Source organism: Pseudomonas izuensis (assembly GCF_002356535.2).
Classification (GTDB): Bacteria; Pseudomonadota; Gammaproteobacteria; order Pseudomonadales; family Pseudomonadaceae; genus Aquipseudomonas; species Aquipseudomonas izuensis.
Map to the genome: position 1 here is coordinate 6454483 of NZ_AP017423.2, position 15133 is coordinate 6469615.

At 58.8% G+C, this 15133-nt stretch carries 14 protein-coding genes; 2 read left to right on the plus strand and 12 right to left on the minus strand.

Annotation, left to right across the window (positions count from 1 at the left end):
* The 3 genes from LAB08_RS28945 to LAB08_RS28955 all read right to left on the minus strand — a co-directional run bounded on the left by LAB08_RS28945 (position 1) and on the right by LAB08_RS28955 (position 3182).
* A complete protein-coding gene (locus LAB08_RS28945; RefSeq protein WP_096514332.1) occupies positions 1-1365 on the minus strand; it encodes an aspartate aminotransferase family protein in 1365 nt (454 codons plus the stop codon).
* Between the two features lie 59 nt (positions 1366-1424).
* Positions 1425-2783: a glutamine synthetase family protein gene (locus LAB08_RS28950; protein WP_096514331.1), complete on the minus strand. Its 1359-nt coding sequence runs from the start codon at positions 2781-2783 to the stop codon at positions 1425-1427.
* A gap of 90 nt (positions 2784-2873) precedes the next feature.
* The gene (locus LAB08_RS28955) at positions 2874-3182 is read right to left on the minus strand and encodes a hypothetical protein (protein WP_172901640.1); all 309 of its coding nucleotides are present in this window, start codon (positions 3180-3182) and stop codon (positions 2874-2876) included.
* Positions 3183-3460: 278 nt separating this feature from the next.
* Here LAB08_RS28955 and LAB08_RS28960 point away from each other — a divergent pair, with 278 nt between their 5' ends.
* Positions 3461-4837 carry a glutamine synthetase family protein gene (locus tag LAB08_RS28960; protein WP_096514330.1) on the plus strand — a complete coding sequence of 459 codons (1377 nt, stop codon included), beginning with the start codon at positions 3461-3463 and terminating at the stop codon, positions 4835-4837.
* Positions 4838-5037: 200 nt separating this feature from the next.
* Entirely contained in the window at positions 5038-5676 is a 639-nt protein-coding gene (locus tag LAB08_RS28965) for a TetR/AcrR family transcriptional regulator (protein ID WP_096514329.1), read from the plus strand.
* Between the two features lie 174 nt (positions 5677-5850).
* Here the strand turns inward: LAB08_RS28965 and LAB08_RS28970 are convergent, their stop codons facing one another.
* From LAB08_RS28970 to LAB08_RS29010, 9 genes are all read right to left on the minus strand, one after another.
* A complete protein-coding gene (locus LAB08_RS28970; RefSeq protein WP_007967989.1) occupies positions 5851-6066 on the minus strand; it encodes a TOBE domain-containing protein in 216 nt (71 codons plus the stop codon).
* 33 nt (positions 6067-6099) lie between these two features.
* Positions 6100-6906, minus strand: coding sequence for an aliphatic sulfonates ABC transporter ATP-binding protein (ssuB, locus tag LAB08_RS28975; RefSeq protein ID WP_096514328.1), 807 nt, complete (start codon positions 6904-6906; stop codon positions 6100-6102).
* Positions 6903-7685: an aliphatic sulfonate ABC transporter permease SsuC gene (gene ssuC, locus LAB08_RS28980; RefSeq protein ID WP_096514327.1), complete on the minus strand. Its 783-nt coding sequence runs from the start codon at positions 7683-7685 to the stop codon at positions 6903-6905. The genes ssuB and ssuC overlap by 4 nt, the downstream gene beginning before the upstream one ends.
* Positions 7686-7693: 8 nt before the next feature.
* The gene (gene ssuD / locus LAB08_RS28985) at positions 7694-8842 is read right to left on the minus strand and encodes an FMNH2-dependent alkanesulfonate monooxygenase (protein WP_007939251.1); all 1149 of its coding nucleotides are present in this window, start codon (positions 8840-8842) and stop codon (positions 7694-7696) included.
* Positions 8843-8867: 25 nt separating this feature from the next.
* Positions 8868-9833: a sulfonate ABC transporter substrate-binding protein gene (locus LAB08_RS28990; RefSeq protein ID WP_096514326.1), complete on the minus strand. Its 966-nt coding sequence runs from the start codon at positions 9831-9833 to the stop codon at positions 8868-8870.
* 89 nt (positions 9834-9922) lie between these two features.
* Positions 9923-10516 (minus strand): NADPH-dependent FMN reductase, encoded by a 594-nt coding sequence (gene ssuE / locus LAB08_RS28995; RefSeq protein WP_096514325.1) that lies wholly within the window; start codon positions 10514-10516, stop codon positions 9923-9925.
* 329 nt (positions 10517-10845) lie between these two features.
* Entirely contained in the window at positions 10846-11484 is a 639-nt protein-coding gene (locus LAB08_RS29000) for a peroxiredoxin (RefSeq protein ID WP_096514324.1), read from the minus strand.
* Positions 11485-11768: 284 nt separating this feature from the next.
* Positions 11769-13088 carry an OprD family porin gene (locus LAB08_RS29005; protein WP_096514323.1) on the minus strand — a complete coding sequence of 440 codons (1320 nt, stop codon included), beginning with the start codon at positions 13086-13088 and terminating at the stop codon, positions 11769-11771.
* Between the two features lie 464 nt (positions 13089-13552).
* Positions 13553-14914, minus strand: a complete 1362-nt coding sequence (locus tag LAB08_RS29010; RefSeq protein ID WP_096514322.1) for an OprD family outer membrane porin — start codon at positions 14912-14914, stop codon at positions 13553-13555.
* Positions 14915-15133: the final 219 nt, after the last annotated feature.

Sequence of the window (15133 nt, forward strand, 5' to 3'; positions counted from 1 at the left end):
TTAGCCCTTCAATGCACTCAGGGTCAGGTCCAGGCACTTGCGCGCCTTGGCCACCAGCTCATCGATTTCCTCTTTGCTGATCACCAGCGGCGGCGCGATGATCATGGTGTCCCCCACGGCACGCATGATCAGCCCGTTATCGAAGCAGAACTGCCGGCAGATCATGCCGACGCCCTTGCCTTCGTAGCGCTTGCGCGTGGCCTTGTCCTGGACCAGTTCAATGGCCCCCAGCAGGCCCACCCCACGAACTTCGCCCACCAACGGATGATCGTTCAGTTCCCGCAGACGTTTCTGCAAATACGGTGCCGTTTCCGATTTCACGCGTTCGACAATTTTTTCGTCGCGCAGGATGCGGATGTTTTCCAGGCCCACAGCGGCTGCGACCGGGTGACCGGAGTAGGTGAAGCCGTGGTTGAAGTCACCGCCTTCGTTGAGTACGTCGACCACTTCATCACGCACGATCAGGCCACCCATCGGGATGTAGCCGGAGGTCAGGCCTTTGGCGATGGTCATCATGTCGGGCTTGAGGCCGTAGAAATCGCTGCCGAACCACTCACCGGTGCGGCCAAAACCACAAATCACTTCGTCAGCGACGAACAGGATGTCGTACTTGGCGAGGATTTCCTTGATGCGCGGCCAGTAGCTGTCTGGCGGAATGATCACGCCACCGGCGCCCTGGATCGGCTCGGCAATAAAGGCACCGACGTTGTCGACGCCGACTTCCAGAATCTTCTCTTCCAGCTGATTGGCAGCCCAGATGCCGAACTCTTCCGGCGTCATGTCGCCGCCTTCAGCGAACCAGTACGGCTGGGCGATGTGGACGATGCCCGGAATCGGCAAGTCGCCCTGTTCGTGCATGTAGGTCATGCCGCCCAGGCTCGCGCCGGCCACGGTGGAACCGTGATAGCCGTTCTTGCGGCTGATGATGACTTTCTTCTTCGGCTGGCCCTTGATCGCCCAGTAGTGGCGGACCATACGCAGCATGGTGTCGTTGCCTTCAGAGCCGGAACCGGTGAAGAACACATGGTTCATGCCTTCTGGCGCAATGTCGGCGATGGCCTTGGCCAGTTCCAGTACCGGCGGGTGCGCCGTCTGGAAGAACAGGTTGTAGTAAGGCAGCTCGCGCATCTGTTTGCTGGCGGCATCGGCCAGCTCATCGCGACCATAACCAATCGCGACACACCACAGGCCGGCCATACCGTCGAGGATCTTGTTGCCTTCGCTGTCCCAGAGGTAAACGCCCTTGGCGTTGGTGATGATCCGCGGGCCTTTCTCTTTCAGCTGTTTGAAGTCGCTGAACGGAGCCAGGTGGTGATCATTGCTCAAGGTTTGCCATTCACGGGTTTGCGGATTGTTGCTGGTCATACGAATCTCCTAAAAAAATCAGTTGAAAGCGCCGCCAGGCAGCGACGGCGCCCGGCGTATCAGACGGCAAAGAGCAGGAATTCCCTTTCCCACGAACTGATGACGCGCTTGAAGTTTTCATGCTCGGCCCGCTTGACCGCGACGTAGCCAGTGATGAAATTTTTGCCCAGGTATTTCTCGATGGTCGCGCTGTTTTCCATGCGTTCCAGCGCGTCCTCGATGGTCAGCGGCAGGCGCAGGTTGCGGCGTTCATAGCCGCGCCCCACCACCGGCGCACTCGGGTTCAGGCCTTCGACCATGCCGATGTAACCGCAGAGCAGGCTCGCGGCAATCGCCAGGTACGGGTTGGCATCGGCGCCCGGCAGGCGGTTTTCCACCCGACGGTTTTGCGGCCCGGCATCCGGAACCCGCAGGCCCACGGTGCGGTTCTCTTCGCCCCACTCCACGTTCACCGGTGCCGAGGTGTCCGGCAGGAAGCGGCGGAACGAGTTCACGTTGGGTGCGAACAGCGGCAACAGCTCGGGGATGAGTTTCTGCAAGCCACCGATGTGGTGCAGGAACAACTGGCTCATGGTCCCGTCTTCATTGGAGAAGATGTTCTTGCCGGTCTCCATGTCGATGATGCTCTGGTGCAAGTGCATGGCACTGCCCGGCTCGCCGGTCATCGGCTTGGCCATGAAGGTCGCGGCCACGTCGTGCTTGAGCGCGGCTTCGCGCATGGTGCGCTTGAACACCAGGATCTGGTCGGCCAGGGACAGGGCATCGCCGTGACGGAAGTTGATTTCCATCTGCGCCGTGCCGTCCTCGTGGATCAGCGTGTCGAGGTCCAGGTCCTGCAGTTCGCACCAGTCGTAAACGTCTTCGAACAGCGGATCGAATTCGTTCGCCGCTTCGATGGAGAACGACTGGCGACCGATTTCCGGGCGACCCGAACGGCCGATCGGCGGTTGCAGCGGATAGTCCGGGTCGTCGCTGCGCTTGGTCAGGTAGAACTCCATTTCCGGCGCCACGATTGGCTGCCAGCCTTTGTCGGCATAGAGCTTCAGGACTTTCTTGAGCACGTTGCGTGGCGACAGCTCAATCGGGTTGCCCTGTTTGTCGTAGGTATCGTGGATGACGATGGCGGTCGGCTCGATGGCCCATGGCACCAGGTACACCGCGCTCTGGTCGGGACGGCAGATCATGTCGATGTCGGCCGGGTCGAGCAGCTCGTAATAGATGTCGTCTTCGACGTAATCGCCGGTCACGGTCTGCAACAGCACGCTTTCTGGGAGACGCATGCCTTTTTCGGCGATGAATTTGTTGGTCGGCGAAATCTTGCCCCGGGTAATCCCGGTCAAGTCAGCGATCATGCATTCGACTTCTGTGATCTTGTGGTTTTTCAACCAATCGGTGAGCTGGTCGAGGTTGTTACTCATAAATGCCTCTAGGCTTTGAGTTTCCTGACGTTGCGTGTCAGGCGATGTTTGACGCATCGGCGTCGCGTTGAAATGCGCGTCTGGCACAGGCTAACGTGGTTTTCCGGACAGCCCGGTAAACGTCGGGCGTGCGCAACCGCGAACGGTACCCTGCACGATGGCTGAGCCGCTATTGTGAATCGGTTCTATATTGAATGGAGTAACCGTAATGGGTGTGCCATCAGGGCCGTCCAGAATATCGGACAGGGAGGGTCTGACCGCCTGGGAAACACGGATCACCGACAGGCTCGAAGCCGCAGCGGCTACAGTGTTGGCGTAAATGTCGCCACTGATGTGATAAGCATGCCGACCGTTCTGCGTAGAGCAGGCGGTGACGCCGATTAACGGCAGGCGAGACATGAAGCACCCCGGTATTATTGCTGTTATGGGTTTGATTCGAGCTTAGCCTTGTTCATTTTTTTACACAACACCCCCGTAAAAAATACAACACGGTCCGCTCAAACGTGCTGGAGCCATGTCTCTCGAGAACAAAAAAATGCCCCAAAGTGCCCCATAAATGCCCTCATGGCGCTTTTTCAGGGCACATAAGGCCTCGCTTGACTTCGGCAGGCCGTTCGGGTTGACTGAAACCAGAAAAGATCAATGATTGATATTTTTAACAACAAAGGTGTTGCATCATGTCGGTACCCCCGCGTGCCGTTCAGCTTAACGAAGCGAACGCGTTCCTTAAGGAACATCCTGAGGTTCTGTACGTTGACCTTCTGATTGCGGATATGAATGGTGTGGTGCGCGGCAAGCGCATCGAACGCACCAGCCTCCACAAGGTTTACGAGAAAGGCATCAACCTGCCGGCCTCTCTATTTGCTCTGGATATCAATGGCTCGACGGTGGAAAGCACCGGCCTGGGCCTGGACATCGGTGATGCTGACCGAATCTGCTATCCAATCCCCGACACCCTGTGCAATGAGCCTTGGCAGAAGCGCCCGACCGCGCAACTGTTGATGACCATGCACGAACTCGAAGGCGAGCCATTCTTCGCCGACCCGCGTGAAGTGCTGGCCAATGTCGTGCGCAAGTTCGACGAAATGGGCCTGACCATCTGCGCCGCGTTCGAACTGGAGTTCTACCTGATCGACCAGGAGAACGTGAACGGTCGTCCGCAACCCCCTCGCTCACCGGTTTCCGGCAAGCGTCCGCACTCGACACAGGTCTACCTGATCGACGACCTCGACGAATACGTCGACTGCCTCCAGGACATTCTGGAAGGTGCGAAAGAGCAAGGCATCCCGGCCGACGCCATCGTCAAGGAAAGTGCCCCGGCGCAGTTCGAAGTGAACCTGCACCACGTGGCCGACCCGATCAAGGCCTGCGACTATGCCGTGCTGCTCAAGCGCCTGATCAAGAACATCGCCTACGACCATGAGATGGACACCACCTTCATGGCCAAGCCTTACCCAGGCCAGGCGGGTAATGGCCTGCATGTCCACATCTCGATTCTCGACAAAGACGGCAAGAATATTTTTGCCAGTGAGGATCCCGAGCAGAACGCCGCACTGCGTCACGCGATCGGCGGTGTGCTCGAGACCCTACCCGCACAAATGGCGTTCCTCTGCCCGAACGTCAACTCGTACCGTCGTTTCGGCGCGCAGTTCTACGTGCCGAACTCGCCGAGCTGGGGCCTGGACAACCGCACCGTGGCCCTGCGCGTTCCGACCGGCTCCGCCGACGCGGTGCGTCTGGAGCACCGAGTGGCCGGCGCCGATGCCAACCCGTACCTGCTGATGGCTTCGGTCCTGGCGGGCGTGCACCATGGTCTGGTCAACAAGATCGAACCGAGTGCTCCGGTGGAAGGCAACAGCTACGAGCAGAACGAGCAAAGCCTGCCGAACAACTTGCGCGATGCGTTGCGTGAACTGGACGACAGCGAAGTCATGGCCAGGTACATCGATCCGAAATACATCGATATCTTCGTCGCGTGCAAAGAGAGCGAGCTGGAGGAGTTCGAACACTCCATCTCCGACCTTGAGTACAACTGGTACCTGCATACCGTGTAAGCGGTTGCAGTAAAAAAGGAACGCCGCCGGCTGATAAGGCCGGCGGCGTTTTTTTATGGCCGCCTTCGGCGGATCGCTGGCAAGCCAGCTCCCACAGGGACAGTGAGTAACCTGTGGGAGCTGGCTTGCCAGCGAAGGCGTCCAGGCAGACAACACAGATGCCTGCACTTACAATGCCCCCTGCCCCGCAGGAGACTCCAATGACGCGCACCGCCACTCCCCGCAAACCCCGCGCAGCCAGCCAGGCCCGGATCGACTCGATTCTCGATGCCGCCCGCACACTGCTGGCCGCCGAGGGCGTGGCCAGTCTGTCGATCTACAGCGTCGCCGAGCGCGCGGAGATCCCGCCCTCTTCCGTCTACCACTTTTTCGCCAGCGTCCCGGCTCTGCTCGAAGCCCTGACCGCCGACGTCCACGCTGCGTTCCGCGCCTGCTTGCAAGCGCCTATCGACCATCAAGCCCTCGGCGGCTGGCGCGATCTGTCGCGATTGGTGGAACAGCGCATGCTGGCGATCTACAGCGAAGACGCCGCCGCCCGCCAGTTGATCCTCGCCCAGCATGGCCTGACCGAAGTCACCCAGGCCGACCGTCAGCACGACATTGAACTGGGCGACCTGATGCACAAGCTGTTCGATCATCATTTCGAATTGCCGAAGTTGCCGAACGATGTCGATGTATTTGCCCTGGCCATGGAACTGGGCGACCGGGTATATGCGCGTTCGGTGCAGCAGCACGGGCAGATTACACCGCGCATGGCCGAGGAAGGGATGCGGGTGTTTGATGCGTATCTGGGGCTGTATCTGCCGCCTTACCTGCCAAAGCGTGCTGTTCCTGCCTGACTCTCTATTGGCTTGGCTGGCCTCTTCGCGAGCAGGCTCGCTCCCACATTTGATATGCATTCCCCTGTGGGAGCGAGCCTGCTCGCGAAGGCCGCACCGCCAACCTTACTGAATCACACACATAAAAAACCCCGAAGGGCTCAAACCCTTCGGGGTTGTCGTTTACGCACAGGCTTACAACTTGGCGATCGAAACCTCGGTGGATTTCACGAACGCGATCACCTCGCTGCCCACCGCCAGTTCCAGCTCTTTCACCGAACGGGTGGTGATCACCGAGGTGACAATACCGGAAGCGGTTTGCACGTCGATTTCCGACAGCACGTCACCGAGGACGATTTCCTTGATGGAGCCTTTGAACTGGTTGCGTACGTTGATGGCCTTGATAGTCATGATGTTGATTCCTGTCGTTGGATAAAGCTTGAGTTATTGCGCCCACCGCAACTGCGTAGGCAAGGGTGAAACAGGTTCCGGCTCCGGCGGTTGGCCGGGCAGTGACAGCACGCGATTGAGCACTTCGGTTTCCAGCGCCGCCAGTCGATGGGAACCGCGCACCCGAGGGCGTGGCAGCTCCACGTGCAGGTCGAGGCCGACTTCGCCGTCTTCGATCAGGATCACCCGATCGGCAATCGCCACCGCTTCACTGACGTCATGGGTGACCAGCAACACCGTGAAGCCATGCTGTTGCCAGAGCCGCTCGATCAGTTGCTGCATTTCGATCCGGGTCAGCGCATCCAGTGCGCCCAACGGTTCGTCGAGCAACAGCAGGCGCGGTTGATGAATCAATGCGCGAGCCAGGGCCACACGCTGCTTCTGCCCGCCCGACAACGCCGCCGGCCACTCGTTGGCGCGATCCGCCAGACCGACCGCTTCAAGTGCTTCCAGCGCTTGTGGACGCCAGTTGCCCTTGAGTCCGAGGCCGACGTTGTCGATGATCTTTTTCCACGGCAGCAGGCGTGCTTCCTGGAACATCAACCGGGTGTCTTCCCGGGCTTCACTCAACGGTGCGGAACCAGCCAGCAGCTCACCGCCCGTCGGCTGATCGAGACCCGCCAGCAAGCGCAGCAGCGTGCTTTTACCGCAGCCACTGCGACCGACCACCGCGACGAACTGACCGGCCGGAATGTGCAGGTCGATCTCGCGCAGCACCTGCCGCGAGCCGAAGGTTTTTTGCAACTTGCGCACTGCCAGCGGAATCCCGCGCAGCAGGCGTGGAGGTTGTTGAGCGGTCATGCGGCACCTCCCTTGACGACCTGATAGGCCGGATGCCAGCGCAGCCATACACGTTCAAGCCTGCGGGCCGCGAGGTCAGCGAGTTTGCCGAGCACCGCGTACAGCAGAATCGCCAGCACCACCACGTCGGTCTGCAAAAACTCACGGGCGTTCATTGCCAGATAACCGATGCCGGAACTGGCGGAAATGGTTTCGGCGACGATCAGCGTCAGCCACATAAAGCCCAGGGCGAAGCGCACGCCGACCAGAATCGAAGGCAGCGCGCCCGGCAGAATCACCTGGCGGAACAGACTGAAACCGGACAAGCCGTAGCTGCGGGACATCTCCACCAGTGCCGGGTCGACGTTGCGGATGCCGTGATAGGTGTTGAGGTAGATCGGGAACAAGGTGCCCAGCGCCACCAGGAAAATCTTCGCCGACTCGTCGATGCCGAACCACAGGATCACCAGTGGAATCAGCGCCAGGTGCGGTACGTTGCGAATCATCTGCACCGAACTGTCGAGCAGGCGTTCGCCCCACTTCGACAGACCGGTAATAAAGCCCAGGGTCAGGCCAATGCTGCCGCCAATGGCAAAGCCCAGCGCGGCACGCCAGCCGCTGATCGCTAGGTGCGTCCAGATTTCGCCGCTGCGCACCAGGCTTACACCGGCTTCGATCACGGCGATGGGCGCAGGCAGAATCCGCGTCGACAACCAACCCGCCGACACCGACAACTGCCATACCGCCAGCAGTAATACCGGCAACGCCCAGGGCGCGAGACTGTGGATGATTTTCTTCATGGCGCGCCTCAGCTCTGGGACGCGGCTTTGGGAAGAATATCGTTGGCCACCATCTCACCGAACGGACTGACGTAACCGGCGCTTTTCGGCAATTCGGGACGTTCGATATCCAGGTGCGGAAACAACAACTCGGCAACACGGTATGACTCTTCCAGATGCGGATAACCGGAGAAGATGAAGGTGTCGATGCCCAAGTCCGCGTATTCCTTCACGCGGGCGGCCACGGTCGGGCCATCGCCCACCAGCGCCGTACCGGCACCGCCACGCACCAGACCGACACCGGCCCACAGGTTGGGGCTGACTTCCAGGTTGTCGCGACTGCCGCCGTGCAGCGCCGCCATACGTTGCTGGCCGACCGAATCGAAGCGCGCCAGTGAAGCCTGGGCACGAGCGATGGTGTCGTCGTCCAGGTGCGAGATCAGGCGATCCGCCGCTTGCCAGGCCTCGGCGTTGGTTTCACGTACGATCACATGCAGACGAATACCGAAGCGCACGGTGCGACCGAGTTTGGCGGCTTTGGCGCGCACCTGTTCGATCTTTTCGGCAACGGCTGCAGGCGGCTCGCCCCAGGTCAGGACCATTTCCACCTGCTCTGCCGCCAGGTCCTGCGCTGCTTCCGACGAGCCACCGAAATACAGCGGCGGACGCGGTTGCTGGATCGGTGGATAGAGCAGCTTGGCGCCTTTCACACTGATGTGCTGACCGTCGTAATCGACGGTTTCGCCTTCCAGTACCCGGCGCCAGATGCGGGTGAATTCCACCGAAGCCTGATAGCGCTCTTCGTGGCTGAGGAACAGGCCATCGCCGGCCAACTCTTCCGGGTCGCCGCCCGTGACCAGGTTGAACAATGCACGCCCACCGGACAAACGATCCAGCGTCGCCGCCTGACGCGCCGCCACCGTCGGGGAAATGATCCCGGGGCGCAGGGCGACGAGGAATTTCAGGCGCTGGGTCACCGGAATCAGCGACGCCGCCACCAGCCACGAGTCTTCGCAGGAACGGCCGGTCGGGATCAACACCCCGCCGAAACCCAGGCGATCCGCCGCTTGCGCGACTTGTTGCAGGTAACCGTGATCGACGGCGCGAGCGCCTTCGGCGGTGCCAAGGTAATGGCCGTCGCCGTGGGTAGGCAGGAACCAGAAGATATTGAGGCTCATGGAGTGGTCTCCTTGGGGAATCGGTTTACTGGGCTTTTGCTACGGCCGCCGGTGGCGTCCAGATCACGTCTTTGATGCTCAGCGGCTTGGGAATCAGCTTGAGCTGGTAAAAGCTGTCGGCGATTTTCTGCTGGGCGGCGACCACTTCCGGGGTCAGGAACAGTGCGCCGTAGCCCTGGCGTTTCACCGAGGTCAGGGTGATGTCTGCCGGCAGGCCAAGCAGTGGCGAAACCTGTTGCGTCACGTCCTGCGGGTTGGCCTTGGACCACTCGCCGACGGCGCGCACTTCTTCCACCAGGGTCTTGATCACCTCGGGATTCTTTTGTGCGTATGGCTTGGTCGCCAGGTAGAACTGGTGGTTGTCGACGATGCCCTGGCCATCGCGCAGAGTGCGCGCTTGCAGTTGTTGCTCGGCAGCCGCCTGGTACGGGTCCCAGATGACCCAGGCATCGACGCTGCCACGCTCGAACGCGGCGCGGGCGTCTGCCGGTGGCAGGAATACGGTCTGGATATCGGTGTATTTGAGGCCGGCGTCTTCCAGTGCGCGAACCAGCAGGTAGTGCACGTTGGAGCCTTTGTTGAGGACGACTTTCTTGCCTTTGAGCTCGGCCACCGATTTGATCGGCGAGTCCTTCGGCACCAGGATCGCCTCGCTGTGAGGGGCTGGCGGTTCGTAGGCGACGTAGAGCAAATCAGCGCCCGCCGCTTGAGCGAACACGGGCGGTGTTTCGCCGGTCACGCCGAAGTCGATGGAGCCGACGTTCAAGCCTTCGAGCAGTTGCGGGCCACCGGGGAATTCAGTCCATTGCACGTCCACGCCTTGGGCGGCGAGGCGTTTTTCCAGGGTGCCTTTGGCTTTGAGCAGCACCAGGGTGCCGTATTTCTGATAGCCGATTCTTAAGGTTTCAGCTTGGGCTTGTGTAATGGCGCCGAAGGTGACAGCCGCAGCAAACAGAGCGACCAGACCACGACGCAAAATGACAGGGCGCATGGCGCTCTCCTTTTTGCAGTTGGGTTTTGGCTGCACCTGCTTGCCCGTTGGCGGGCGAGTAAGGCCAGTACTTCAGTTTCGGATGAGACCTAAATGCTCCATCGAGCACTCAACAAACGGTCATTCAACAGGTTCGGATCGAGCGGCTTGGGCCGTCGCGCCATGGCGCTGAAAAACAACTCCAGCGATTCATTCAGTCTTTCTTCGAGCTCCGGCGCCAACTGCGCCTGGGCGCTGCCTTCGCCGTAAGCGATCTGGCTGTCGACCGCGAAAATTCCCTGGAGCAGTTCCTGGGCTTTCAGGGCCGACAACACCGGTTTGAGCGCGTAATCCACCGCCAGCATGTGGGCGATACTGCCCCCGGTGGCCATCGGCAGAACCACTTTGTGAGCCAGAGCGCGCTCGGGCAGCAGGTCCAGTACGGTTTTCAGCGCACCGGAGAACGAAGCCTTGTAAACCGGGGTGGCAATCAACAAGCCATCGGCGTTTTCAATCTGTTGCAACAGGTCGATCACCTTTGGGCTGTCGAAGTGTGCATGCAGCAAGTCTTCGGCCGGGAAGTCCCGTACCTGATAACTCACCACTTCCACACCCTGCCCTTGCAACCAACGCCGAGAGCGCTCCAACAGCACCCCGGAACGGGAGCGTTGGCTGGGACTGCCACCGAGTGAGACAACCAGCATTCAGACGATTCCTTGAACGGTGTTAGCGATTCGCGGTTTGCGATCTCGCTTCGATGGAGTGACCTTAACAGGTGATTTATATATCCATAAATCATATTTATTCATTTGGTTATTCGTTTTTGAGATATGTAATTGCATTTATTCCAGGCAAAAAAACAGGCCGTCGAAACGGCCTGAAATCCCCTGCTTCATGGATTCGTTCAATCTGCTTTCTGCGGTGCCCAATCCACCGCTTTCGCGAGCAGGCTCGCTCCCACAGTTGACCGCGTACCACTGTGGGAGCGAGCCTGCTCGCGAAAGCGGCATCCGCCACACCACAAATGAACGGGCTACCGATTCGGTTGTGGGGTCAGGCGCAGATACGGCTTAACGGCGCGATACCCCTTGGGAAAGCGCTGTTTGATTTCGTCTTCATCCTTGAGTGACGGCACGATCACCACCTCATCACCGTCCTGCCAGTTGGCCGGAGTGGCCACCTTGTAGTTGTCGGTGAGTTGCAGCGAGTCGATCACCCGCAGGATTTCATTGAAGTTGCGGCCCGTGCTTGCCGGGTAAGTGATGGTCAGCCGGACCTTTTTGTTCGGGTCGATCACGAACAGCGAGCGCACCGTGAGGGTGTCGTTGGCATTGGGATGGATCAGGTCGTAGAGGTCAGAGACCTTGCGGTCGGCGTCGTCGAGGATCGGAAAGTTGACGACGGTGTTTTGGGTTTCGTTGATGTCTTCGATCCACCGGTGGTGCGAATCCACCGGATCGACCGACAGCGCGATGGCCTTGACCCCACGCTTGGCGAATTCATCTTTCAACCTGGCCGTGAAGCCGAGCTCAGTGGTGCACACCGGCGTGAAGTCCGCCGGATGGGAAAACAGCACGCCCCAGCTATCGCCCAGCCATTGGTGGAAACGGATGGTGCCGGCACTGGAATCCTGTTCGAAGTCGGGGGCAATGTCGCCCAGTCTGATGCTCATGGTGTCGCTCCTGGTGAGTGCTGTTGAGCTCAACTGTGCCTGGGTTTCTTATCTATTAAAAAGAATAAATATCAATTTATTTAGATCATAAAGAAATATTAAAGATCTGTTCACTGGACGCGATCACGCATCCCGCCGAACATCGTCGACAAGGTTCGAGAAGGCCTTGAGTTGCTGCAAAGAGGGGAATTTCAAGACGGGATTACGGGGGTGAGCCCGGCTTGAAAAACGAAAAAGCCCCGCCCGGCGTGATGCCGGGCGGGGCTTTTTTTTTGCTTCGATGATTACAACAGCGGGATCGAGTAGCTGACGATCAGGCGGTTTTCGTCCTGGGAACGAGTGTTCGGCAGGTCGGTACGCCACATGGCGTTTTTCCACGTCACGCCGAGGTTTTTCAGGGCGCCCGACTGGACGACGTAACCCACGGTCAGGTCGCGTTCCCACTCGGACTTGTCACCGGCAACGTTATTGATGTTGTCGCCGTGCAGGTAAACCGCACCGGCGGTCAGGCCGGGTACGCCGAGCCTGGCGAAATCAAAGGAGTAGCGACCCTGCCAGGTGCGTTCGCCGGCACGACCGAACTTCTGGATCTGCGAGTCGGTGATGGTGTAGTTCGACGAACCGTCGCCCTGGTTCAGCCAAGGGAAATCGCTGTCGCCAGTGCTGGCCTGATAACCACCACCAAAGGTGTGACCGGCAACGGAATACAGGAACAGGCCGCTGTACAGGTTGTTGTCGACCTTGCCCTTGGTCACGCCACCGCCGTAATAACCGGTCGTGAAGAAGTTCTTGTCGTTACCATTGGCGCCGTCGCTGCGGCTGTTGAAGTAACGGAAGTCAGACTTCAGTACACCAGGGCCGATTGCCCAGTTGTGAACCAGACCCAGGAAGTGCTGCTTGTAGAACTCTTCCAGGTTGCCGTAGTAGTACTGGGCGGTCAGGTCTTTGGTGATTTTGTAGTCACCACCGGCGTAGATGAACTTGTTGCTGTCGCGCGCCGAAGCGGTACGGCCGTTGGCACCCGAGATCGACAACTGTTGGTTGTTGCTCGAGTTGCGACCTTTTACCTGTTCGATCTGACCACCGATCAGGGTCAGGTCCTTGATGTCGTTCGAGCTGATCTGGCCACCCTGCCAGGTTTGCGGCAGCAGACGACCGTCGTTGGTCACGATCACCGGCAGTTTCGGCTGCAGGGTGCCCAGCTTCAGTTCGGTCTGGGAAACCTTGGCTTTGGCAGTCAGGCCCAGGCTGGAGAAGTTATCAACCGCTTCGCCGTTGGATTTGCTTGGGAAAACAGTGCCGCCATAAGAGTTGCTTGTTGCACCGTTGGTGCCGCCACCCGAGTCCAGCTTCACGCCCAACAGGCCAATGGCATCAACCCCGAAACCGACCGTGCCTTGGGTGTAACCGGAGATGAAACGCAGATCGAAGCCTTGGCCCCATTCTTCGTTTTTGTTCGGACCGGCGCCGTCACGGTAGTCGGTGTTGATGTAGAAGTTACGCAGCCCCAAAGTAGCCTTGCTGTCTTCAATGAAACCGGCGGCGCTCGCCTGCTGCGCCAAAACCCCTACGGCCACAGCCAGGGCCAGGGTGGACTTGTTCATGTGTTTCACTCCTATCGTTTCTAATTCTGATGTTGCCGGTCCTGGGTCGAATGCCCGGATCCTTGAGTTTCGAGATCAGCGCCAGGTCGTGCCCACGGTCGATCCTGAGATGCCGTGTCAGCGCTGGCCTGCCCCCCCTTTTTTTGGGCCGCGCAGAATACCTGTTCATAAAGCTAAAAAGAATCAGTTAATTCTTATTTATATCGTAATGGAATATGGATCTGCGGCAGTCACCCAGCCGGGACAGAGGTACCGGCTGAAAGCCCATGCCTGAAGTTGTTCATCATCGGAAGCTAAACGTGAAGCGGGTCGTGCGGGGGCCTGATGGCGTCAGGTGGGGCTACTGTAGGTGTTTGCAGACAAATCTAAAAAGAATAAAAAATAATCATGTGCAACTTTTATGGAATATAAAAAGCAAGCCGAAAAAAAGCCTCGTCCGCAGACGAGGCTCTTTCCGCTACTGCTTACATGAAGCTGTAGGTGTAGTTGAAGATCAGACGGGTCTGGTCCTGGTCAGCGGTGCTGGTGTTGCCACTATAAGTACCGTGACGCAGTGTGGTACCAAAGCCTTTGAGTGGGCCTGTTTGAATCACGTAATCCACACGTGCATCGGTCTCGTGTTCATTCAGGTCTGGACCATTACCGCTGGTAGCCTTGATGTCTCGGCCATCCAGGTAAGCAATCGAAGCTTTCAGACCTGGCACGCCCAGTGAGGCGAAGTCATAGGAATACTGACCGTAAGTGGTGTTTTCACCGGCACGGATAAAGCTGCCCACCGTGGCATCGGTGAAGGAGTAGAAGCTGGAACCGCCGGCACCTTCTTGACGACCCTGGCTATCGATAAGGCTGCCCTGGTTCAGGAACACGAAGCCGCCGTCGTCGTTGACACGCTGATGGCCGAGCAAGAACGCACTACCGCCCAGGGTGTAGGTGAACGTGGCGCTCCAGGTCTTGTTATCAACCTCGCCCGGGGTCTTGGCGAAACCACCGTTGTTGTTGAATTGGTAGCCAGCCGTGCCGTTGCCGTTCTTGCCGTCGGAGCTGCTGTCGAAATAACGAATATCGGTCTTGAACGACTGATTCGGCGCGATCGGGTAGACGTGCACCAGACCGAGGAAGTTCTGTTTGTAGAAGTCTTCCAGGTTCGCGTAGTAGTACTGCAGCAACAGGTCTTTGGTGACCTTCCAGTCAGCACCGGCGTAACGGAACTGGTTGCTGTCCTGAGTAGCGCCATTCACAGACAGGCCAGTGGAGTTCGACGAGGCGCGACCCTGCGCGTGCTCCAGCTGACCCAGGTTGAAGGTCACGTTGTCGATTTCCTTCGAGGTGATGGTGCCACCGTCAAAGGTTTGTGGCAGCAAACGGCTGTCGTTCGCGATCAGGATCGGCATGTTGGGTTGCAGGGCGCCACCCAGGTGGGCCTCGGTCTTCGAGAAGCGTGCCTTCACGTTGGCTGCTGCACGGCTCCACTCGTCGGCAGACGCATTGCCATCGCTAGGGAAGAATGAGTTGGCGTTACCAGTTGGGTGATGGCCCTTGCCGCCGTCCAAGTGGATGCCGACCAGTGCCTGGGCGTCGATACCAAAACCAACGGTACCCTGGGTGAAACCGGACAGGTAGTCGAACTTGAGACCTTCAGCGGTTTCGCGCTGCCTGTTTCTAGCATTACTAGGAGCGGTACTACTAGGAGCTTCACGCACATCGGCGTCGTAATACATGGTGCGCGAACTAACGGAAGCCTTGCTGTCTTCGATGAAACCCGCGGCGCCTGCCTGCTGCGCCATAACCCCTACAGCCACGGCCAGTGCCAACGTGGACTTGTTCATTGTTTTAAGCTCCTCTCGTCTCTAATTCTTGTGTTCCTGGTCCGGAATCGATGTCCCAGATCCTAAGATGCGCGATTAGCGCCAGAGCGTGACCCACAAGTCAATCGTAACCATGTGTGTCTACGACCATAGTCTAATCCCCGGTTTTTTGGTCCCTGCAGGGTCATGAGTTCGTCATAAACCTGAAAAGAATGCATGAATCCTTTTCTCATACCCTTT